Origin of the sequence: Massilia sp. MP_M2, assembly GCF_039123635.1 — a bacterium.
Taxonomy (GTDB): Bacteria; Pseudomonadota; Gammaproteobacteria; order Burkholderiales; family Burkholderiaceae_D; genus Telluria.
In genome coordinates this window covers 203,967-225,507 of record NZ_JBCHJF010000002.1, presented here as the reverse complement: position 1 = coordinate 225,507, position 21,541 = coordinate 203,967, and the positions used below count along the sequence as shown (strand labels likewise).

Annotated in this window: 20 protein-coding genes; 11 read left to right on the top strand and 9 right to left on the bottom strand. The window is 64.2% G+C overall.

All coding sequences use genetic code 11. The features are described from left to right. The first annotated feature begins 8 nt into the window (after window positions 1–8). From RCH14_RS05815 to acnA, 4 genes are all read left to right on the top strand, one after another. Entirely contained in the window at window positions 9–998 is a 990-nt protein-coding gene (locus tag RCH14_RS05815; RefSeq protein WP_343025213.1) for a malate dehydrogenase, read from the top strand. A 98-nt stretch (window positions 999–1,096) separates the two neighbouring features. Then, window positions 1,097–2,086: an aldolase/citrate lyase family protein gene (locus tag RCH14_RS05810; protein ID WP_343025212.1), complete on the top strand. Its 990-nt coding sequence runs from the start codon at window positions 1,097–1,099 to the stop codon at window positions 2,084–2,086. Between the two features lie 8 nt (window positions 2,087–2,094). Further along, window positions 2,095–2,658, top strand: a complete 564-nt coding sequence (locus RCH14_RS05805; RefSeq protein ID WP_343025211.1) for a hypothetical protein — start codon at window positions 2,095–2,097, stop codon at window positions 2,656–2,658. A 107-nt stretch (window positions 2,659–2,765) separates the two neighbouring features. Next, a complete protein-coding gene (gene acnA / locus RCH14_RS05800) occupies window positions 2,766–5,471 on the top strand; it encodes an aconitate hydratase AcnA (RefSeq protein ID WP_343025210.1) in 2,706 nt (901 codons plus the stop codon). A 263-nt stretch (window positions 5,472–5,734) separates the two neighbouring features. Here acnA and RCH14_RS05795 read toward each other — a convergent pair whose 3' ends face one another. Next, window positions 5,735–6,418, bottom strand: a complete 684-nt coding sequence (locus RCH14_RS05795; protein ID WP_343025209.1) for a Fe2+-dependent dioxygenase — start codon at window positions 6,416–6,418, stop codon at window positions 5,735–5,737. Between the two features lie 413 nt (window positions 6,419–6,831). Between RCH14_RS05795 and RCH14_RS05790 the strand changes: the two genes are divergently transcribed. Then, on the top strand, window positions 6,832–8,085 hold the full coding sequence (locus RCH14_RS05790; RefSeq protein WP_343025208.1) for a DUF2863 family protein: 1,254 nt from the start codon (window positions 6,832–6,834) through the stop codon (window positions 8,083–8,085). A 233-nt stretch (window positions 8,086–8,318) separates the two neighbouring features. On the opposite strand, the gene glf is transcribed toward RCH14_RS05790, so the two are convergent. The 6 genes from glf to RCH14_RS05760 form a co-directional block, all read right to left on the bottom strand. Continuing rightward, complete coding sequence (glf, locus tag RCH14_RS05785) at window positions 8,319–9,473, bottom strand: UDP-galactopyranose mutase (RefSeq protein WP_343025207.1); 1,155 nt, start codon at window positions 9,471–9,473, stop codon at window positions 8,319–8,321. Window positions 9,474–9,710: 237 nt separating this feature from the next. Then, window positions 9,711–10,877 carry a serine hydrolase gene (locus RCH14_RS05780; RefSeq protein ID WP_343025206.1) on the bottom strand — a complete coding sequence of 389 codons (1,167 nt, stop codon included), beginning with the start codon at window positions 10,875–10,877 and terminating at the stop codon, window positions 9,711–9,713. After that, window positions 10,874–11,353 (bottom strand): CYTH domain-containing protein, encoded by a 480-nt coding sequence (locus RCH14_RS05775; protein ID WP_343025205.1) that lies wholly within the window; start codon window positions 11,351–11,353, stop codon window positions 10,874–10,876. The genes RCH14_RS05780 and RCH14_RS05775 overlap by 4 nt, the downstream gene beginning before the upstream one ends. Window positions 11,354–11,357: 4 nt before the next feature. Continuing rightward, entirely contained in the window at window positions 11,358–12,479 is a 1,122-nt protein-coding gene (locus tag RCH14_RS05770; RefSeq protein WP_343025204.1) for a M14-type cytosolic carboxypeptidase, read from the bottom strand. Between the two features lie 89 nt (window positions 12,480–12,568). Then, window positions 12,569–12,934, bottom strand: coding sequence for a hypothetical protein (locus RCH14_RS05765; RefSeq protein ID WP_343025203.1), 366 nt, complete (start codon window positions 12,932–12,934; stop codon window positions 12,569–12,571). A 191-nt stretch (window positions 12,935–13,125) separates the two neighbouring features. Continuing rightward, a complete protein-coding gene (locus tag RCH14_RS05760) occupies window positions 13,126–13,440 on the bottom strand; it encodes a KGG domain-containing protein (RefSeq protein WP_343025202.1) in 315 nt (104 codons plus the stop codon). Window positions 13,441–13,727: 287 nt separating this feature from the next. Between RCH14_RS05760 and RCH14_RS05755 the strand changes: the two genes are divergently transcribed. From RCH14_RS05755 to RCH14_RS05745, 3 genes are all read left to right on the top strand, one after another. Further along, window positions 13,728–14,591, top strand: a complete 864-nt coding sequence (locus tag RCH14_RS05755) for a hypothetical protein (RefSeq protein ID WP_343025201.1) — start codon at window positions 13,728–13,730, stop codon at window positions 14,589–14,591. Window positions 14,592–14,785: 194 nt separating this feature from the next. Next, window positions 14,786–15,379, top strand: coding sequence for a glycosyltransferase (locus RCH14_RS05750; RefSeq protein ID WP_343025200.1), 594 nt, complete (start codon window positions 14,786–14,788; stop codon window positions 15,377–15,379). Window positions 15,380–15,413: 34 nt separating this feature from the next. Beyond that, window positions 15,414–15,977, top strand: a complete 564-nt coding sequence (locus RCH14_RS05745; RefSeq protein ID WP_343025199.1) for an HAD family hydrolase — start codon at window positions 15,414–15,416, stop codon at window positions 15,975–15,977. Here the strand turns inward: RCH14_RS05745 and RCH14_RS05740 are convergent. Next, window positions 15,974–16,615: a cation transporter gene (locus RCH14_RS05740; RefSeq protein ID WP_343025198.1), complete on the bottom strand. Its 642-nt coding sequence runs from the start codon at window positions 16,613–16,615 to the stop codon at window positions 15,974–15,976. The two genes, RCH14_RS05745 and RCH14_RS05740, sit on opposite strands and share 4 nt — an antisense overlap. A gap of 67 nt (window positions 16,616–16,682) precedes the next feature. Here RCH14_RS05740 and cadR point away from each other — a divergent pair, with 67 nt between their 5' ends. Next, a complete protein-coding gene (gene cadR / locus RCH14_RS05735) occupies window positions 16,683–17,078 on the top strand; it encodes a Cd(II)/Pb(II)-responsive transcriptional regulator (protein WP_343025197.1) in 396 nt (131 codons plus the stop codon). A gap of 34 nt (window positions 17,079–17,112) precedes the next feature. Here the strand turns inward: cadR and RCH14_RS05730 are convergent, their stop codons facing one another. After that, window positions 17,113–17,352: a hypothetical protein gene (locus tag RCH14_RS05730; protein WP_343025196.1), complete on the bottom strand. Its 240-nt coding sequence runs from the start codon at window positions 17,350–17,352 to the stop codon at window positions 17,113–17,115. A 232-nt stretch (window positions 17,353–17,584) separates the two neighbouring features. On the opposite strand from RCH14_RS05730, the gene RCH14_RS05725 reads away from it, so the two are divergent. Together RCH14_RS05725 and RCH14_RS05720 are read left to right on the top strand one after the other, a co-directional pair. Beyond that, window positions 17,585–18,607: a transporter gene (locus RCH14_RS05725; RefSeq protein ID WP_343025195.1), complete on the top strand. Its 1,023-nt coding sequence runs from the start codon at window positions 17,585–17,587 to the stop codon at window positions 18,605–18,607. A gap of 78 nt (window positions 18,608–18,685) precedes the next feature. Beyond that, window positions 18,686–21,505 carry a PAS domain S-box protein gene (locus RCH14_RS05720; protein ID WP_343025194.1) on the top strand — a complete coding sequence of 940 codons (2,820 nt, stop codon included), beginning with the start codon at window positions 18,686–18,688 and terminating at the stop codon, window positions 21,503–21,505. Window positions 21,506–21,541: the final 36 nt, after the last annotated feature.

The window sequence follows — 21,541 nt, the reverse complement described above, 5'->3', positions numbered from 1 at the left end:
GATTCATCATGGCTAAAACCCCAATGCGCGTCGCTGTGACCGGCGCTGCCGGCCAGATCGGCTATTCCCTGCTGTTCCGCATCGCCAACGGCGACATGCTCGGCAAGGACCAGCCGGTCATCCTTCAGCTGCTCGAAATCGACAACGAAAAAGCACAGAAGGCGCTCAAGGGCGTAATGATGGAAATCGACGACTGCGCGTTCCCGCTGCTCGAAGGCATGACGGCGCACGCCGATCCAATGACCGCATTCAAGGACATCGACGTCGCCCTGCTGGTCGGCGCCCGTCCACGTGGCCCAGGCATGGAACGCAAGGACCTGCTGGAAGCCAATGCCCAGATCTTCACCGTGCAGGGCAAGGCGCTGGACGCCGTCGCTTCGCGCAACGTCAAGGTGCTGGTGGTCGGCAATCCAGCCAACACCAACGCCTACATCGCGATGAAGTCGGCACCGAACCTGCCAGCGAAAAACTTCACCGCGATGCTGCGTCTGGACCACAACCGCGCGCTGTCGCAAGTGGCAGCCAAGACCGGCAAGGCCGTCAAGGACATCGAACAAATGGTCGTCTGGGGCAACCACTCGCCAACGATGTACGCCGACTACCGTTTCGCCACCGCTGGCAGCGAGCAGGTCAAGGACCTGATCAACGACCAGGAATGGAACGCCAACACCTTCCTGCCAACCGTCGGCAAGCGCGGCGCTGCGATCATCGAAGCGCGCGGCCTGTCGTCGGCAGCCTCGGCCGCCAACGCAGCGATCGACCACGTCCGTGACTGGGTCCTGGGCACGAACGGCAAGTGGACCACGATGGGTATCCCGTCGGACGGTTCGTACGGCATCCCTGAAGGCACCATGTTCGGCTTCCCGGTCACGACCGAGAATGGCGAATACACGATCGTGCAAGGTCTGGACATCGATTCGTTCTCGCAAGAGCGCATCAACCTGACCCTGAAAGAGCTGGAAGAAGAAAAAGCCGGCGTCGCACACCTGCTGGGCTAATCAGTACAAGGCGCACGGCAACTGCCGTGCGCCAACCACGCCGTGCCAGTCAACCGGCACGGCGGTGTTTTATGCAACCAAGCGTTGTGAAGAAATCTATGCATCCTTCCGAGGTTTTATTCCAGGGCAAACGCCAGCCGCTGCTTCTCCCCTCCTGCGATCACTACGCCGGCGCCGAGAAACTGATGCGCAAATCGCTGACCCTGCAACAAGAGCTTGGTCCCTTGTTTGACATCACCTTCGACTGCGAAGACGGCGCCCAGGCGGGCGTCGAGCACGAGCACGCCGTCCTTGTGGCGGGCTTGTTAAACAGCGAAGAGAACCGTTTCAACCGTGTCGGCGCGCGCCTGCACGAGCCGGCCAGCATCCACTTTGCCAACGACGTCGCGATCATCGTCGGCGGCGCGGCGGCGCGCCTGGCGTATGTCGTGCTGCCGAAAGTCGACAGCGTCGACGAGGTGCGCGGCGCGATCGAGCTGATCAACAAGTACGCGCTCGCTGCCGGTCGCACCGACCTGCCAGTGCATGTACTGATCGAAACCCACGGCGCGCTGCGCGACGCCTACGACATCGCGGCGCTGCCGCAGGTCGAGTGCCTGTCGTTCGGCATCATGGATTTTGTCTCGGCCCACTACGGCGCGATTCCGGCCAGCGCGATGCGCACGCCAGGCCAGTTCACGCACCCGCTGGTGGTGCGCGCGAAGCTCGAAATGGTGGCGGCCTGCCATGCCCATGGCAAGGTGGCATCGCACAACGTGACGACCGACATCAAGGACAGCGCAACGGTGGCGAACGATGCCCAGCGCGCCGGCGCCGAGTTCGGCTTTACCCGTATGTGGAGCATCCACCCGGATCAGATCAAGCCGATCCTCAAGGCGTTCACGCCGCGCTTGTCCGAAGTCAATGAAGCCACGAATATCCTGACCGAAGCCATGGCCTCGGGCTGGGGACCGATTGCGCAACATGGGCGCTTGCATGACCGTGCGAGCTACCGATACTATTGGTCGGTGTTGCAGCGGGCCAAGCTGGCCGGCCTCGCCCTGCCAGAGGCAGCTGCAGCCATCGTCAACCTCTCAGACTCCCGATAATCCCGACCATGGCCACCCTCCTCTCACCAGTCAATGCTGCCTGCGCACTTGCGCTTGCCGCCGCCGTCGCGTGTGCGCCGGCCAACGCCGCCACGCCGGTAGCGCACCCGAAAGCCTCCGCCGTGCTCGCTGCCGAAGCGGCGAAAAAGCAGGCGAAGGCGCCCGCGAAAAAATCTGGCAAGAAGGCGAAAGCCGCTGCTGCTACCGCTGCCGTCACGGCCGCCGCGGTGGCCGCCAACCCGCTCGAGGTCGACGAACCGGACATCACCGACACCAAGACCACCGAGTACGATTGCGAGCTGGGCAACAAGATCACGATCTACACGAACGACAACGATGCGAGCCACATCGCGCTGCGCTGGAAGACCCGGCTGCACCGCCTGGCCCGCATCGGCACCACCACCGGCGCCTTGCGCTTCGAAAATCCGCACTATGGCCTGATCTGGATTGGCATTCCGTCCAAGGGCATCCTGCTCGACTCGAAGCTCAACCGCCAACTGGCGAATGAATGCAAGAACGCCACCCAGTCCGCGATCGTGGCGACCGCGGCGCCGGAGGCGAGCAAGACTTGAGCCGCGGCCTGGGTTTCCCGGATCCAGACCGTCCTGTCGCCTGATGTTATTTGATGCTGTTGAAATAACAACGTTGTTGATAACAATATTCCACTGAAGGAGAGATTATGTCTCGCAACACCCTGAACACACTGAAGGAATTCCCGATCGGCGCAGGCCAGAGCGGCCAGTTTCACTCGCTGCCAGCGCTGGCGGAAACCCTTGGTGTGAACCTGTCGCGCCTGCCGGTGTCGATTCGTATCGTCCTGGAATCCGTGCTGCGTAACTGCGACGGCAAGAAGGTCACCGAAGAGCACATCAAGCAGGTCGCCGGCTGGAAAGCCACGGCCGAGCGCACCGACGAGATTCCGTTCGTCGTGGCCCGCGTCGTGCTGCAAGACTTCACCGGCGTGCCGCTGCTGGCCGACCTGGCTGCGATGCGTAACGTCGCCGCCAAGATGGGCGCTGATCCGAAGAAGATCGAGCCACTGGTGCCGGTCGACCTGGTCGTCGACCACTCGGTCACGATCGACCACTTCCGTGAGCCGAACGCACTCGACCTGAACATGAAGCTGGAATTCTCGCGCAACAACGAGCGCTACCAGTTCATGAAATGGGGCATGCAAGCCTTCGACACCTTCGGCGTCGTGCCACCGGGCTTCGGCATCGTCCACCAGGTCAACCTGGAATACCTGGCGCGCGGCGTCATGAAGCAGGGCGACGTGTACTACCCTGACACGCTGGTCGGCACCGACTCGCACACCACCATGATCAACGGCGTTGGCGTGGTCGGCTGGGGCGTGGGCGGTATCGAAGCCGAAGCCGGCATGCTGGGCCAGCCGGTGTACTTCCTGACCCCGGACGTCATCGGCGTGAACCTGAAAGGCAAGCTGCGCGAAGGCTGCACCGCGACCGACCTGGTGCTGACCGTCACCGAACTGCTGCGCAAAGAAAAAGTCGTCGGCAAGTTCGTCGAGTTCTTCGGCGCCGGCACCCGCTCGCTGTCGACCACCGACCGCGCAACCATCGGCAATATGGCGCCTGAATACGGCGCGACGATGGGCTTCTTCCCGGTCGACGAAGCCACGGTCGACTACTTCCGCGGCACCGGCCGCACCGAAGAAGAGCTGGCTGCGTTCGAAGGCTACTACCGCGCCCAGGGCATGTTCGGCATCCCGCAAGAAGGCGACATCGACTTCACGCGCGTCGTCGAGCTCGACCTGTCGACCGTCACGCCATCGCTGGCAGGCCCGAAGCGTCCGCAAGACCGTATTGAACTCGGCAACGTGAAGAACAACTTCACGGAACTGTTCAGCAAGCCGACGACGCAGAACGGCTTCAACAAGAATCCGGAAGACCTCAACAAGCAGTACACCACGACCAACGGCGTGAACGTGAAGAACGGCGACATCCTGATCGCCGCCATCACGTCGTGCACCAACACGTCGAACCCGAGCGTGCTGCTGGCCGCCGGCCTGCTGGCCAAGAAAGCCGTCGAGCGCGGCCTGACCGTGGCGCCGCACATCAAGTCGTCGCTGGCCCCTGGCTCGCGCGTGGTCACCGAGTACCTGACCGCTGCCGGCCTGCTGCCGTACCTGGAAAAGCTGGGCTTCGGCGTGACCGCCTACGGCTGCACGACCTGCATCGGCAATGCCGGCGACCTGACCCCGGAACTGAACGCCGCGATCACGCAGAACGACATCGTCGCCTCGGCCATCCTGTCGGGCAACCGTAACTTCGAAGCACGGATCCACCCGAACATCCGTTCGAACTTCCTGGCGTCGCCACCGCTGGTCGTCGCTTACGCGATCGCCGGCAACATGACGCGCGACCTGATGACCGAGCCAGTCGGCCAGGACAGCCATGGCGTGGACGTGTACCTGGGCGACATCTGGCCGACCTCGCAAGAGATCGGTGAGCTGATGCGCTTTGCGATGAACTCGGAAGTCTTCAAGTCGAACTACGCCGACGTCAAGGGCAACCCGGGCGAGCTGTGGGAACGCGTCACCACGACCGAAGGTCAAGTCTACAACTGGCCTGAATCGACCTACATCGCCGAGCCACCGTTCTTCGCTGATTTCGAGATGACCCCGAAAGCGGTCGCCACCGGCATCACCGGCGCACGCGCACTGGGCGTGTTCGGCGACTCGATCACCACCGACCACATCTCCCCGGCCGGTTCGATCAAGGAAGACGGCCCAGCAGGCAAGTGGCTCAAGGAACACAACGTCCTGAAAGCCGACTTCAACTCGTACGGCTCGCGGCGCGGTAACCACGAAATCATGATGCGCGGCACCTTCGCCAACGTGCGGATCAAGAACCGCATGATCCCGGTGGGTCCGGACGGCTCGGCGATCGAAGGCGGCATCACGCAGTTCCAGCCAACCGGCGAACAGATGTCGATCTATGACGCCGCCATGCAATACGTGGCTGACGGCACCCCGACCATGATCTTCGGCGGCGAAGAGTACGGCACCGGCTCGTCGCGCGACTGGGCCGCCAAGGGCACCCAGCTGCTGGGCGTGAAGGCAGTGATCGTGCGCTCGTTCGAACGCATCCACCGCTCGAACCTGGTGGGCATGGGCGTGCTGCCGCTGCAATTCATCGGCAACGACAGCGTCGACAGCCTGGGCATCACGGGCAAAGAGACGTATGACCTGAAGGGCCTGGAAGGCGAGATCAAGCCGCAACAGCTGGCCACGCTCGTGATCCATCGTGAAAACGGCGAATCGCAAGAAGTGCGCGTGCTGCTGCGTATCGATACGCCAATCGAAGTCGACTACTACAAGCACGGCGGTATTCTGCCATTCGTGCTGCGTCAGCTGCTGGCGTAAGCTGTTGGCAAGGCCCGCGCAAGCGGGCTGCGTCCAACAGAAAAGGGCTGGAATCCTCACGGGTTACAGCCCTTTTTACATCGTCATTCGACATTGCATCGACGTCGGGTAAACGGTAGCGTCAACGATCACCGCGTGGACGGCGGGAGCCGTCCACCCTGCCGGGCATGCGTTCAATCGTGCGTAGACGTAGCGTGGACGGCTTCGCCGTCCACGCGTTCAAGGATACGCAGCGAGATCGCGCGGTGCGACAGCGGTATTCATCACACCTCGGCCCACATCCTGAGCAGGTTGTGATAGTGCGCCGTCAGCCCGACCGTCGTGCTCGACTCGCCATGGTCGCTTCGCAGCGCCTGGATATGCGTGTCCAGGTCGAACAGCATCGCCCGCCTGGCGTCATCCCTGACCATGCTCTGCGTCCACAAGAACGACGCCACCCGCTCTCCGCGCGTCACCGGCCGCACCTGGTGCACGCTGCCGGACGGATACACGATCGCATCCCCCGCCGCCAGCTTGACTTCGTGCGTGCCATACAGGTCCACCACCTCCAGCTCACCGCCCTCGTAGTCGTCGGGCTCGCTCAGAAACACGGTCGTCGACACATCGGCACGTACGGCCGGCAAGCCGCCGCGCTGGGCCCGGATGGCACCGTCCACGTGCAGCCCGTAATGCTCGCCGCCCGCGTACGCATTGAAGTATGGCGCCAGCACCCGCAGCGGCAACACGGCAGCAAAGAACAATGGGTTGGCCATCAGCGCGCCGCTGACGATCTGACCGAGCTCGAGCGCGAGCGGCGTGCCCTCGCCCAGCTGGCGGTTGCGCTTGACTTGCGCGCCCTGCGCGCCGACGCTCTCGCGCCCGTCGATCCACTCTGGCGCGCGGTCAAGCCGGGCGCGGATAGCAGAGACCTGTTCTGGCGTCAGCACGCCGGGGATATGCAGCATCATGATGAGATCGTGGTGGGTACGGCCAATAAAAAAATCCCCCCTGGCAAGCCAGGAGGGGCGAATCCGGTCTCCCGGCGGGGGTGGTACTCCGTGAAGAGCATCTGCCAGCGCTTTCCCGGTCGCCGGCAGGGCAGAACAGTTCCTTCCGTCTTCCCATTAATGCTTGAATGAGAATTGTTCTCATTATGGGCGGTGTGCGCGGACTTGGCAAGCGTCTTCCTGCAATCCGTGCGTACCGGGTGCGCCGGCCCCATTCTTCATGGGCCGTGGCCGAATCAACTACAATACCGGGGATAAGGGATTATCATCATTATCCGGCTTTAAACTGCGTACGCTGATCTGCGCAACGCCAGCCGCGCTCTATCGCTCCACTGACATTCGATCCACTAACTGACAAGAGACTCACTCGCCCCATGCGTCGTCCTTCCAAAGATTCAACACCCAAACTTCCCGCAGAAAGCCAGCGCCTCGTCAGCCTCTCGCAAGCCCTCATGCAAGCTGCCAGCCGTGCCGAAGAACGGGCGTGGGAACGCCAGCTCGACACGCAACTGCAAAAACTGCTCAAGACCAACCACCAGGACAGCATCGACAGCGCCCTGAACGCATTGTTCAAGAGCGATCTGGCCTCATACGACGTCCTGATGGACACGGTCGAAGCGGTCAGCGAATCGGCCATGATGGTCGAGCAGAAGGATGGCGTCGACGTCACCTGGCAGGCGCTCCTGATCGCTGCCCCGATTTTGGCCTGGACCCGGTTTTCGATCGCCACTGGCGCGATCCCGGCCGACTTGCTGGCCACGCTCGGCGCCCACTTCTCGGCGCACCTGCTCGCGGGCGGCACGAAGATGGCGATCGCCCCAACCCTGTATTCGATCGACCAGCTGCCGCGCACCCACGCCGAAACCTACGCGCTGACGCACAAGCTGGCGGCCGCCGCGCACAAGGGTGGCACGATCAAGCCAGCGCCCCAGTTAGAGGAAACCGCGCCCTTCCTGGCCGACACGCGCTACATGCTGATCGCGATCGTCGCGCCGGCGGGCGACCCGCTGTTCCGCTGGCAAGAACCGCAGCATCAGCTGCACGTCGTGCAAGAGCGCGAGCGCAGCCTGGAACAATGGCGCACGCAAGCCACCGCCAACGTCGCGCGTCTGATGCCCGGCTGCGGCATCGAGCTGCTGCTGCCGGAAGCGTATTACGTCGCCTGCCGCGAAGCCGATAAGCTGATCCGTCCGATCTCGATCCGCGCTGCCGTGCACTACCTGACCAACACGCTGGGCGTGGAGCCGTCCGACCTGCGCGCCGTCGTCGCCGGCTTTGGCGAAGAAGCGCCGGACATCCAGATCGACGAATACCGCGTGTCCTTCACGATGCGTCAGAGCGCCGATGTCGTGTATGGCATCGTCTGGCCGCTGTACGGGCAAGAAGACGAGTCCGGCACGCCGGTGGAAGGCCCGCTGGCCATCACGCACGACGCGCTCAGCCCACTGAACGAGATCGTCGCGCACCTGAACGAAGCCGGCATCGCCCACATCAAGCGCATCAACGAGCGCTACGTCGCCGAGTACTGCGACGACTGCGGCTCCCCCTTGTTCGCCGACCCCACAGGCGAACTGGTGCACGCCGAGATGCCGGACGACACGCCAAGCGGCAGCGAGCACTTCCACTGATCTTCCACAGCCGGGGTCAGGTCTGACATTTGGACACGACCTCAGCTTTAGCCACTTCCAATGGTGGCATGCTCAGTATCAGCATGGCTCGGTCTCCCCAAATTCCGACTACCGACTGTCGAGATCGTGTCCGAATGTCAGACCTGACCCCCGCTGTTTATATTGCGGATGAATGCAAAAAAGGCCGGCCACGTTGATCGTGGCTGGCCTTCTTTTATGGCTGCTCTTGCGTATTACGCCATCGGATCGATGGTGAATGCAGGCATGCGGGCATTGGTGCGGGCGCTTTCAAGGAACTTGTCGGATGTGGCCAGTGCTTCGGCGATCGTGACGTCCATGTCCAGGTAGCGATACGTGCCCAGGCGGCCGACGAACGTGACGTTCGGCTCGTTTTGCGCCTTGTTCACGTACAGCTCGAGCATGGCCTTTTCGCGGTTCTGGCGGATCGGATAGTACGGGATATCCTTTTCTTCGCACTGACGGCTGTACTCGGCGTAGCAGATCGTCTTTTCGTGCTTTTCCCACGGCGAGAAGTGCTTGTGCTCGGTGATGCGCGTGTATTTCTTTTCGTTGTCGCAGTAATTGATGACAGCGTTACCCTGGAAGTCGCCGTCGGCGCGGAAGACTTCGAAGTCCAGCGTGCGGTAAGGCAGGCGGCCTTCGGTGTGCTTGAACCAGGCGTCGATCGGGCCGCTGTAGAACACGTGCTCGTACTCGCCCTTGGTCGCCGGATCGAACGTGGTGTTCAGGTGCACCGTCACGCCTGGCGTGTCGATGATGTTCTGCACCAGTTGCGTGTAGCCCTCGGCCGGCATCCCCTGATATTTGTGGTTGAAGTAATTGTCGTCGTAGTTGAAGCGCACGGGCAGGCGCTTGAGGATGCTTGCCGGCAGTTCGCTTGGCTCCAGGCCCCACTGCTTGATCGTGTAGGTCTTGAAGAACGCTTCGTACAGGTCGCGCCCGACGAAGCGCAGCGCCTGCTCTTCGAACGTGGTCGGGTTCTCGATGGTCTTGTCACCCAGGTTCGCAAGGAACTCTTGTGCTTCGGCAGGGCCCATCGTCTTGTTGAAGAACTGGTTGATGGTCAACAGGTTGATTGGCAAGGTGAAGACTTTGCCGTCAGTGATGGCCTTGACGCGATTGACATACGGCTTGAACTCGGCGAAGCGGTTGACGAATTCCCACGCGCGTTCATTATCGGTGTGGAAAATGTGCGGGCCGTAGACGTGGACCATGACGCCGGTTTCGGCATCGCGCTCGGAATAGCAATTGCCGGCCACGTGCGGGCGCGACTCGAACACGTCGACGCTGTAGCCGGCCTGTGCCAGCTGATTGGCGATCACTGCCCCGGAGAATCCTGCACCAACAATGGCGATGTTCTTTTTCATGCTTGTGTCCTGGTGATATTGGCAATGCCGGGGGAGGCTTGCGCCGGACCCCTCTAAAGGCCGTGGCACGCGTCGCCGCATCGCGAGTGAATTTAATAGCAAAAGAATATCACCCAACCCCCCTTTTGCCCCGCACAATTGGACAACGGAGCGTGTACGAAACCGAGATGCCGCCACGCGCCTGAACGCCGTCCGGATGAGGCCAGAATGCGGTTCGTTGGACTGCAGGACCACGCTCTATTTGCGGATCGCTCTCACCACGCGCGTGGCGAATTCGGCGGCATTGCCCGCATGCCAGCGCCAGACGATCACCAGGTCGTGCTCGGGCGAGACGACGATATCGTTGCTGCCAGCGCCCAGCGCGGCGAATGCCGTGACCGGCATGCCCGGCAAGTTCTTGCCCTTGGTATTGAGCCACCACAGATAGCCGTAATCGGGACCATGTGCGCTCGGCGTGAGCGCCGCCGTGACATAGGCCGGTGGCAGGATCTGCTTGCCGGCCCAGTTGCCCTGGCGCAGCCACAAGTAACCGAAGCGCGCCATGTCCCAGCTGTCGATCCACATGCCGCCGCCCCAGCGCGTGCCGCCGCTGACCGAGGGCACCTGCTTGCCATTCAGTTCGACGTAGCTATTGTGGTAAGGGATCCATTTCCAGGTCGACGAGCCACCGATCGGGTCCATGACCTGCTGCTGGAACACGTCCGGCACCGATTGACCAAACACGCGCAGCAGTGACAGTGCCAGGCGGTTCACGCGCGTGTCGTTGTATTCGTAAAAAGTGCCCGGTGCCTTGATGGCGCGCGGCGCCCTTTCGCCCTTGCCGAAGGCTGCCTTGCCGATGAAGTTGCTGTGCTTGCCCCACAGCTCACCGTCCCATTCGGACTCTTGCTGAAGATGCTGTTTCCACGTCACGGCCGCGTTGTGAGGCGTCGCGTAGCCACCGTCGGTGACGCGCTGCGCCACCGGCTCATCGACCTGCAGGCGAGCGTCGCGCACGGCCACGCCCGCCACGGTGGCCAGCATGCTCTTGGCCACCGAGTAGGTCGGATCGACAAAACGCGTGTCGCCGAACTCGGCCACGACATAACCCTTGTAGATCACCACGCCGTTGCTCGCGGCGCGGCGGGTTGGCATCGAGCCCAGGCGCGTACCGAAGATGGCTTCCTGGTCGGACAGGTCGAGCGGCCGCTCGGTCTCGCGCGCTTGTGCAAACGCGATGGCGGCGGCCAGCGCAACCGGATCCATCCCGAGCGCCGCCGGGTCCTTGCGCGCCCACTCTCCGGCGGGCGGGAAGTAAGCCGCACCGACTGCTGAGGCCGGAGCGGCCGAGGCGCCAGAAAACGCCAGACCCAGCGCGGTAACGATGACGACTTGGATGAGGCTGCGGCGCGAGCGATGGGTCATGTCGGGGTATCGGTCCAGGTGGAATACGGCGCCCTGATCAGGCTGGAGTTGTAATAGCGCTTCTCGCCAGTGACTTCCTGACCGATCCAGTCGGGCTTGTCGAAGACGGTGTCCTCGGCCGGCAGTTCGATCTCGGCCACGACCAGGCCCGCGTTCTCGCCCAGGAATTCATCGACTTCCCAGGTAAAACCGGCGTGCTCGATACGGCGCCGGGTCTTTTCGACCAGGGGCCGCTCGCACAGGCGCTCGAGCAGCTCGGCGGCCTCACTGAGCGGAATCGGATACTCCCATTCGCCACGCGACGCGCCTTCGCTCTTGCTCTTGATGGTCAGGACGCCCTGCTCGCCCTCGATGCGCACGCGCACCGTGCGCGTCGGGTCAGCGCACAGATAGCCCTGGCGCAGCAGCGTGGCCGTGCCCAGTGTGCGCCAGCCGTCGCCTGCCAGCAGGAACTTGCGTTCGATCTCGATGCCCATCGGTTTAGCCCAGCCCTTGCAGGATCGGTTGCAGCATGGCCGCGCCCAGGCCCGCGCTGCGCGCGCCGTTCCAGCCGGTGTGCGCGTCGGGCAGGTTGGCGTTGTCCTTGAACGGCATTTCCAGCGTCAGCGACAGGCATTTGTAGTGATGGCCGACATACTTCGACGCCAGCGTGAGCAGCTCGTCGTTGTACTTGCTGGCAGCGTAGCCAAATTCTTTCTGGAAGTCCGGGCTGCAGGCGATGTAGCGGTCGATGAAGGCGGTTTGCTCCATGGCGCGCTCGGCAGTAAAATCGGCCAGCATTTCGCAGCCAGCCACGAAGTTGTACGGCAGCGCTTCATCGCCATGGATGTCGAAGAACATGTCGATGCCGACTTCTTCGATCTTCTGCTTCACGCACAGTACCTCGGGGCTGCGCTCGAGCGACGGGTTCATCCATTCGCGGTTCAGGTTGGCGCCGGCGGCATTCGTGCGCAGGTTGCCGCGCACCGAGCCGTCCGGGTTCATGTTCGGCACGATGTAGAACACGGCGCGCTGCAGCAGCGTGCGCGCGACCGGATTGGCGCTGTCGAGCAGCGCGTCCATCATGCCTTCGACGAACCACTCGGCCATCGATTCGCCAGGGTGCTGGCGCGCGATGACCCAGATCTTTTTCTCGGCCTGCGGATTGCCGATCACGACCAGGTTCATGTCGCGCCCTTCGACCGTGCTGCCGATGTCGAGCACGCGCGCAATCGGGTTGTCGGCCACCTCGCCCAGCAGGCGCAGGTGGCGTTCCCAGCTGTATGGCTCGAAGTAGGCGTAGTAGACGCTGTCCGTTTCCGGCGTATGCTCGATCGTCATCACCTGGCCATCGAACGTGGTCGGCACGCGGAACCAGTTGTCGAGATCATAGCTGGCCACCGCCTGGTAATCCTCGAACCCTTTCGGATACGTGGCCTGGCCCGCGTTTAAAAAACGCATTGTCACGGCCTGGTCGCGCGCGCCCTGCAGGCGAAAATGAAACCACTGGTGGATGTCGGCGTGCGAGTCGGCGCGCAGGTTCAGGTCGATCCGGGATGGATGCTCGGCATGAACGACGTCGATCGATCCGGCGTCGAACATCGTGCTGATCTTGATGGACATGGTGATCCTTTCATGGCCCGCCGTGGACGGCGGCGCGGGGTGACAAAGCGCCGGGCGCCAGCCCGGCGAGAGGCGCTAAGGAACAGAATTTACTGCGCGTCGAGGTCGATCAGATCCTTGGCATACATCGCCATGATCTGGCGCATCAGCTCGACATTGCCGCGATCGAGCACGACGGTCAGATCGGGCTTGGTCTCAAGCGCAAAGGTCATGCGGATCATGCCTGGCAGCTCTTTGCAATTGACGTACTGGACGCGCGGCGTGCTCGGGTTTTGCCAGTCGACCTCGCCGATCACGGGGCCGGCCGGGGGCGCCTTGAGCTGCGGGTCCTGGTTGACCGGCAGGTGCTTGAGCAGCCAGAACACGACATTGGCCGGAATATGAACGGCAACATCGCTTGCACCGATGGTGGAGAACTTGGTCAGCAACAGGTTACCAACCCGGTCGCAGGACATGGACAGGCTCTTGACTTGACGAATTACCGCTGGTTTCACGACGTTGATCCTCGGGGGAAGGTTGAAAAAGGCGCTGCGATTCTACCGCATCCCCCCGGCCTTTTGGGTGGTTTGCTCCTTGGGAAAGCAAAACGGGGAGCATGACGCTCCCCGTGGATGACTGTGCCGGCGCGCCGCCGGAAACAGGCAGGTTATTCCTTGGCGCCGCCGCTGCGACTGCCGCTCCCGGCGCCCTGGCGGTTGTCGCTCGCAGACGCGCTGCGCACCATGTCGCTGGCGCTCGCCGACTGGCGGTTACCGTGGCTCAGGCTGCCTGCGCGGCGGGCTTCGTCGGACGTGAATTCGTGCGCCGTGCCCTTCGCGTGAGCAGCCTTGCCGCCCTGGCTGGCGATTTCGCGCTGGCGTGCGGGATCCATCGATGCGAAGCCGCGATTACGGGTGCCGCCGGCACTTTGACTGTTACCCGCCGTACCGGATTGCTTGTTACCCTGGTTGCTTGAGGCCATGATGAGGTTTCTCCCATATAGACGATTGGAAACCGCCGCGTCCTGCGGCAGGCTTGAGGCCTGCCGACGCCCGAACGGCGGCGACGATGAGCCCAAATCCATAGTAGGCACGCTATCTGGATGCTGCTATAGGAGTAGTCCAGATGACTTTGTAGGACAACGCGCGAGAATTAGTGCAGTTACGAAATTAAAGTTTCAGTATCCAATCATCGGCTCAGGAACAGTCCTACAGACGCCCCCTACGTCATCCTATTCTGTGCAGCGCCATGTGCGCGCATGATGGGTCCATGCGGCAGGCACTGACCTGCCAGTTCACCAATGCACAGGAGACCGACATGGATGCAAACCAGCGTAGCGAAGTGAATAACCAGACCAATAACGGCGCCAACGAAAAATCGAATCCGGATGCCAAGGGCGCGACGCGCGATGGCGCCAGCGAACAGCGCGCGCCGTCGGGCACCGGCATGGCCCACACCGATCTCCCGAGTGCATCGCAAGGCCAGCTCGCCCCGACCGGCGCGCAGCAGGGCACGACCGACAGCCACCAGCGCGCGATGGAAGCGCAATCGGGCGAGTGGGGTCAGCTGAGCGAACCGGTGGGCAATCGCCAGGGCAAGACAAGCACGACCGATAACCCGAACGCACCTGCGTCGGTCCAGCCTGCGCATGCAGGCACCAGCACCGGGACAGGTGTCGATACCGGCATCGTGCCAGGCACCGAAGAGCGCGACGCACGCGGAACGGAAGCCGGCGTGCCGGGCGTGCAGCATGGCGACATCTACGGCAACCGTCAGAGTGTGGATAATGCCAATGGCGAAAACCGCGCCGATACCCAGGACGCCAGCTCGAGCAAGATCCAGGAAAGCACCGACCGCAACGGTTCGCAAACGGGCGAAACCCGCCGCGAAGTACCGGCTGACGAGTTCCACCAGTCTAACGATCTGGCCGGCGGCCTGCCGCGCAGCGGCGGCAACGGCGGTCCGCGTACCGAAGGCGAGGGTCACGAGACCGGCGGCAGCATGTACGCCGAACCGAATCCCGTGCACGAATCGAACGATGCGGCAGGCGGGTATCCGCGCAGCCCGGGCGGCGCCAACCAGCTCGCCGGCGATCGCAAGATGGACGACGACACGGGCTTTTCGCGCAAATAAGTGCGCGGGTTTCAACCGTAACATCGCAGCAGTAACACCTTCCGGGGCGCCATTGGCGCCCCGGTGTGCATTGTGGCGCGCTTGATCCAGCGCCAAGTCGCCCTGCTCTACTGGAACCGCACCACGCAGGTGGTAGTCGAACCGCTCGCCATCGCCGCCCATGCACGGTGGCGCGCAACCCGCGGAGACCTGCCATGCCAGCAACGCACGACGTTTCCTGCACTGCCGCCGCGCTACCTTTCGGCGCACGCCCACCGGGGCGCTCCCTGGCGCGACGCCGGCTGGACATCGCTCAAGCATGCTTCGTCGTGCTTGCCAGCGCCGTGCGTAGCGGTCGCCTTGCACCCTGCGTTGGCATCGACACCGCGATCCTGGGCGTTGCCAGGCTGCGTCAGCGGCATGGCGTCGATGCGATGCTGCTCGTCGCCGTGAGCGCCGATGCCGGTGCCGATGCCGAACTGGCGCGACTGCGCGACCTGGTGCGCGCACTGTCCATGAAAACACACGTGCACTTCCTGGTGCCAGGCTCGACGCAGGTCCTGCGCGACTGCCATGCCGCAGCCAATGTGCTGGTCAGAACGCCGTGGTGCGCGGCAGATGTCGCTCTCTCGCACGCAGCGCTGGCGTGCCCGCTGCCGGGCGCCGTCATCCCGCCGCGCGACGCCGAGGCGCTGGCTTCGCACCTGGCCCGGCTGCACCGCCTTTCCGGGCTGGCGCAGGCGATGGCCATTAACGGTGGCGAGCGCCCTGCCAAGCTGGCCGTGCCAGACAATTCCGCCCTCCAATGACCATGACCATGACCGCACCGTGAAAGGCGCCCGCATGAAAGCCATTTTTCTGGACAACGACGGCACACTGGTCGACGACCTGCCCTTCACTGCAGAACCGCGCCGCATCCGCCTGGTCAACGGCGCCGGGCCCGCGCTGCGGCTGCTCTCGGGTCTGGACTACCGATTGTTCGTCGTCGCCAACCAGTCCGGCATCGCACACGGCTGTTTCGGCGAAGAAGCGATGGCGCCGATGTCCGACCGCCTGCGCGACCTGCTGTTTCGCGAACAGCTCACGCTCGACGGCTTTTATTATTGCCCGCACCATCCGCTGGGCACCGTCAGCAACTATGCCCATGCCTGCACCTGCCGCAAGCCATCGCCGGGCATGTTGCTGCGCGCCGCGCACGAGCACGACATCGACCTGCGCGCATCGTGGATGATCGGCGACATCCTGCACGATGTCGAAGCCGGCAACCGCGCCGGCTGCCGCACGCTGCTGATCGACAACGGCAACGAAACCGAGTGGCGCCTGGGCCCGCGCCGGCTGCCCACGCGCATCGCGCCCGACCTGTACCACGCGGCGATGCTGATCGCCCGGCATGGCGACCTGCGCTAACGGGTGATCACGCCAGCACCGGGCGCCTGGCGCAGCTCGCCCCGCGCCTGCAGGATGATGTCGCGCGCCGCATGCAGCCCCAGCAGCGCCATGATCGACGCCACCACGATATCGGGCCAACCGGCCCCGGTGCCGAACACGCCGAGCGCAGCGAGCATGACGGCCACGTTGCCGATCATGTCGTTGCGCGTGCACAGCCACACCGAGCGCATGTTGGCGTCGCCGTTCCTGAACGCATACAGCAGCGCCGCCACCGCGCCATTGGCCGCCAACGCCAGCACGCTCACCACACCCATGGTCTGGGCCAGCGGCACGTGGCCGCCCGTGCCAAGCCACAAGGCCCGTGCCAGCACCAGCAGGCCGAAGGCGCCCATCACGAGGCCCTTGGCGTAGGCCGCGCGCGAGCGCCACACGACGGCCAGGCCCAGCACGAACAGCGAGACGCCGTAGTTGGCGGCGTCGCCCAGAAAGTCGATCGAGTCGGCCAGCAGCGCCACCGAACCGGCGGCCAGACTGCTGACGATCTCGACGCCGAACATGGCAAAATTGATGACAAGGGCCGCCCATAGCACTTTGCGGTAGCGCCCGTCGGGTGGCGGGGTGGCAGAATTGCACGATCCTGAACAGCATGACGACATACGCACCTCCAACGACAATGGATGCATTAGAATCCCTGTAGTTACTACAAGGTCAAGGTGAATGTCGATGAGAATTGGAGAACTGGCGAAGCTGACCGGGTGTCAGTCCGAAACGGTGCGGTTCTATGAACTCAAGGGTCTGTTGCCGCCGCCCGTGCGTTCGCAGGCGAACTACCGGGTCTACGATGCGAGCCACGCCGAGCGGCTCCATTTCATCCGGCGCTGCCGGGCGCTGGGGATGTCGCTGGCAGAAATCGCCACACTGCTGGGCTACCAGGACCAGCCGGAGCGCTCGTGCAGCGGGGTCAATGCACTGGTCGACCACCAGCTGTCCGAAATCGATCGCCAGATCGCCGAACTGCAGCAGCTGCGCACTGCCCTGTCGGCAGTGCGCGCCCGCTGCGACTCGGTGCAGACGGCGGGCCAGTGTGCCATCCTGCGCGAGCTGACCGACCCCGCCTGAAGCTGCGCGGGCGGTCCTTTGCCGTGCACGGCGGTTACATGCGTGGATCGTCGATCAGAACCTGGTCGTCCATCCGCACGAACTCGCCCATCAGCACACGGTGGATCACGGCGCCATGCACGCCATGCTGCTTGAGAAATTCGACGGCGCTGAGGGTGCCCAGGCTGGCCTGGATCTGCATACCCTGGCGCACGACGTGGGTGGCATCCGCGTACGGATTCGACTGCATATACGGCAGGCCGACATAGCGGCGATCGATCTGTGTTGCTTGCATCTGATTTCTTTCGTGGGGCGAGAGCACAAAAAATCCGTCGGCACCTCCGCCGACGGAGTAACGCGAAATCCGTCGGGGATCACGCGAGAGAGAGACACAGCAGCAATCTTAGCGGCCCTACATTTCAGCTTGATGACATCGCGCCAGTGCGCCGACAGCGCACCCGATCTTGCACATGGGGCGCGCGGATCACTCTACAATTGCCCATCGTTGATTCAACCTGGACGGGGAAATGGCGGCATCGAGCTTCAATTACGGCTCCGACAATTCGGGCCTGGTGTGGGGTTTCCTGATCGACCCCGAGACTGCCGCCGTGCCCACTGCGGTACCCATCGGCGTGGCCGACGCCCTGCGCTGGATGGCCGCGCCGCAGCCGAACCAGTTCATCTGGCTGCACTTTAACCTGTCGAACACGGCCAGCGAACGCTGGCTGCGCCAGCACGCCGGCCTGGCCGACGAGTTCTACGCCACGCTGCACCAGGGCTCGCGCTCGACCCGCATCGAGATTGCCGATAACGCGCTGATCGCCGTCGTCAACGACGTGCTGCACGGCTTCTCGCTCGACAGCGCCGAGATATCGACCTTGTGGGCACATGTCACGCCGCACGCCGTCATCAGCGCGCGCCGCAAGCCGCTGGCGTCGATCGAGCGCCTGCGCCAGGACGTGCTGCAGGGCGCGCCTCTGCGCTCGTCGAGCGAACTGCTGGTGCACCTGCTGCGCGACCAGGCCGACGTGCTGGTCAACATTGTGCGCGATGCGGTGGCGCGCGTCGACACCATCGAAGACCGCCTGCTGGCCGGACGCCTGACACGCCAGCGCGAAGACCTTGGCGCCTTGCGGCGCGTGCTGGTGCGGCTGCAACGCCTGCTGGCGCCGGAGCCGGCGGCGCTGTTTCGCCTGCTGCAGCGCCCGCCGGCCTGGGTCCATGGCGATGACCGGCAAGACCTGCGCCAGGCCACCGAAGAATTCACCGTGGTGCTGAGCGACCTGGCCGCGCTGCAGGAACGCATCAAGCTGCTGCAGGAAGAAATCGCCGCGCGCGTCAACGAAGACAATGCGCGCAGCCTGTACCTGCTCACGATCGTGACGGTCATGGCGCTGCCGATCAACCTGATTGCGGGCCTGCTCGGCATGAACGTGGGGGGCGTGCCGCTGGCCGAAAACGGTCACGGTTTCTGGATCGTGTGCGGGCTGATCGCGACCTTCACGACGGCAGCGGCCTGGTTACTGCTGCGGCTGCAACGCCATGGATGATTGCCGCGCGCCATTGCCATTGCGAATCGCGCATGCAAGCCGTATCGTAGACGTTCGTAGATGCCAAGATCGATCCCCTTGAATTCACAATCGAGCTTCCTGACCGGCGGCGGCGAGATGGGCGCCCTCATGCGCGCCCATGACTGGCAAGCCACCCCGCTGGGGCTGCCGGACACCTGGCCGATGGCGCTCAAGACCATGGTCCGGGTCGTGCTGTCGAGCAATCACCCGATGTTCATCTGGTGGGGTAGCGACCTGATCCAGTTGTATAACGACAGCTACCGCCAGACCCTTGGCCCCGAGCGCCATCCGTCCGCGCTGGGCCAGCCGGGCCGGGTCTGCTGGGCAGAAGCCTGGGACCTGATCGGGCCCGAGATCGAGCACATCATGGCTGGTGGCCCCGGGGCGTGGCACGATGACCGGCTGATCCCGCTCACCCGCCACGGTCGGCGCGAAGACATCTGGTGGACCTACGGCTACAGCCCGATCGAGGACGAACGCGGCGTGCGCGGCGTACTCGCCATCGTCAACGACGTCACGCACAGCCATTTGCTGCGCCAGCGCCTCGAGCAAACGCACCACGCGCTGTTCGACACGATGGACGAAGGCTTCGGCATGATCGAGATGATCGACGATGCCCACGGCAAGGCGGTCGATTACCTGTTCGTCGAAGCCAACCCCGCCTTTGCGCGCCACACGGGCCTGGTCGACAGTGTCGGCAAGACCGTGCGCGCGCTGGTGCCCGACATCGAGCAGAGCTGGGTCGACATCTATGACGACATCGCCCGCAGCGGCGTGGCGCGCCGCTTCGAGGAAGGCTCGGAAGCGATGGGGCGCTGGTTCACCGTCTACGTCAGCCGCATCGCACACCCGACCAGGCGCCGTGTGGCGCTGCTGTTTACCGACATCAGCAACCAGAAGAACGCCGAGCGCGCCCTGCAGGCGAGCGAAGCGGCCGCGCGCGCTGCCCTGGCGCAGGCCGAGGCCGATCGGCGGCGCCTCGATGCGCTGCTCAGTTCGGCGCCGGTGGGGATCGTCTACGCCGATGCGCAGGGCGCGATGTCGTCGGCCAACCCGATGATGCACGTGCTGTGGGGCGAGCATCCGATGACGACCAGCACCGAAGGCTATGCCGACTGGCGCGGCTGGTGGGCCGACGGTTCGCAGCGCCATGGGCAGCCGGTACAGGCGCACGACTGGTCGCTGGTGCGCGCGCTGCGCGGCGAGCAGGTCGATGCCGACTTCGTCGAGATCGAACCGTTCGGCCGGCCGCACGAGCGGCATACGCTGCTCACCCGGTCCATACCGATTCGTGACGACGCCGGCAATATCACCGGCGCCGTGGCGGCATCGATGGACCTGACGGCCCAGGTACAGATCCAGCGCGCGCTGCGCGAGAGCGAAGGCAAGTTCCGCATCATGACCGAAGCGATGCCGCAGATGGTGTGGTCGTGCCTGCCCGATGGCACCAACGATTACTCGAACCGGCGCTGGTCCGAGTTCACCGGGATATCAATCCAGGCGCTGGCCGGCACCAGCTGGATCCGCACCATCCACCCCGACGACTTGCCGGCACTGCAGGCGCAGTGGACGGCCAGCCTGGCCAGCGGCGCACTGTTCGAGATCGAGCACCGGCTGCGTCACCACAGCGGCGAGTATCGCTGGGTGCTCAACCGCGCCCTGCCGGTGCGCGACGAGGCCGGCGCCATCATCCGCTGGATGGGCACGGTCACCGACATGCACGACCAGCGGCTGGCCGCCGAAGAACTCAAGGCGGCCAATGTGCGCAAGGATGAATTTCTGGCGATGCTGGCGCATGAACTGCGCAATCCGCTGGCGCCGATCAGCACCGCGGCGCAGATGCTCAAGCTCCCGGGCGTCGATCCCAAGCGCACCGCGCTTGCGGCCGACGTCATCGGTCGCCAGGTGAGGCACATGGTCGAGCTGGTGGACGATCTGCTCGACGTTTCGCGCGTCACGCGCGGCCTGGTCGAACTAGAGCACCTGCCGGTCGATCTCAAGACCGTCATCGGGAGCGCCATCGAGCAGGCGCGCCCGCTCATTGAAAAAAAGGGCCACACGCTCGCAACGCGCCTGGGCGCGGCCAACGTCACCGTCACGGGCGACCGCAAGCGGCTGGTGCAGGTGCTGACCAACCTGCTGGGAAACGCGGCCAAATACACGCCGGATGGGGGCGAGATCACGGTGTTTGCCGAAGCCGACGCCGAGGCTGCATGCGTGACCCTGTCGGTCCGGGACAACGGGGTCGGCATCGACCCCGCGCTGCTGCCGGACATCTTCGAGCTGTTCACGCAAGCCAGGCGCACGCCGGACCGGGCGCAGGGCGGGCTTGGCCTGGGCCTGGCACTGGTGCGCAGCATGGTGACGCTGCATGGCGGCAAGGTCGAAGCGCACAGCGCCGGCCCCGGCCAGGGCAGCTGCTTCGCCGTCACGTTACCGCTGAGCGCGAGCGCGCTCGATCCTGCCACGGCGACGCCGGATGACCCCGCGCTGGCAGCGCACACGGCGCTGCGCATCATGATCGTCGACGACAACCGCGATGCCGCCGAATCGCTGGGCATGGTGCTTTCGGCTGTCGGCCACACGGTGCAGGTCGAGGAATCGTCCCATGGCGCCCTGCTGCAGGCCGCATCCCGCGCATTCGATGTCTGCCTGCTCGATATCGGCCTGCCCGACATGGACGGCTACCAGCTCGTGCGCCGGCTGCGCGCCGCGCCGCGCATGGCCGACGCGGTCATGGTGGCGCTCAGCGGCTACGGACAGCCGCAGGACGTGGCCGCGTCGCAGGCCGCCGGTTTTTCGCGGCACCTGGTCAAGCCGGTGGACATTCCCTATCTGCTGGCGCTGCTGGACACACTGGCGCCGGGTCCGGGCTAGAATGGCCAGACGTCAAGCCGACACTCACCACGGAAA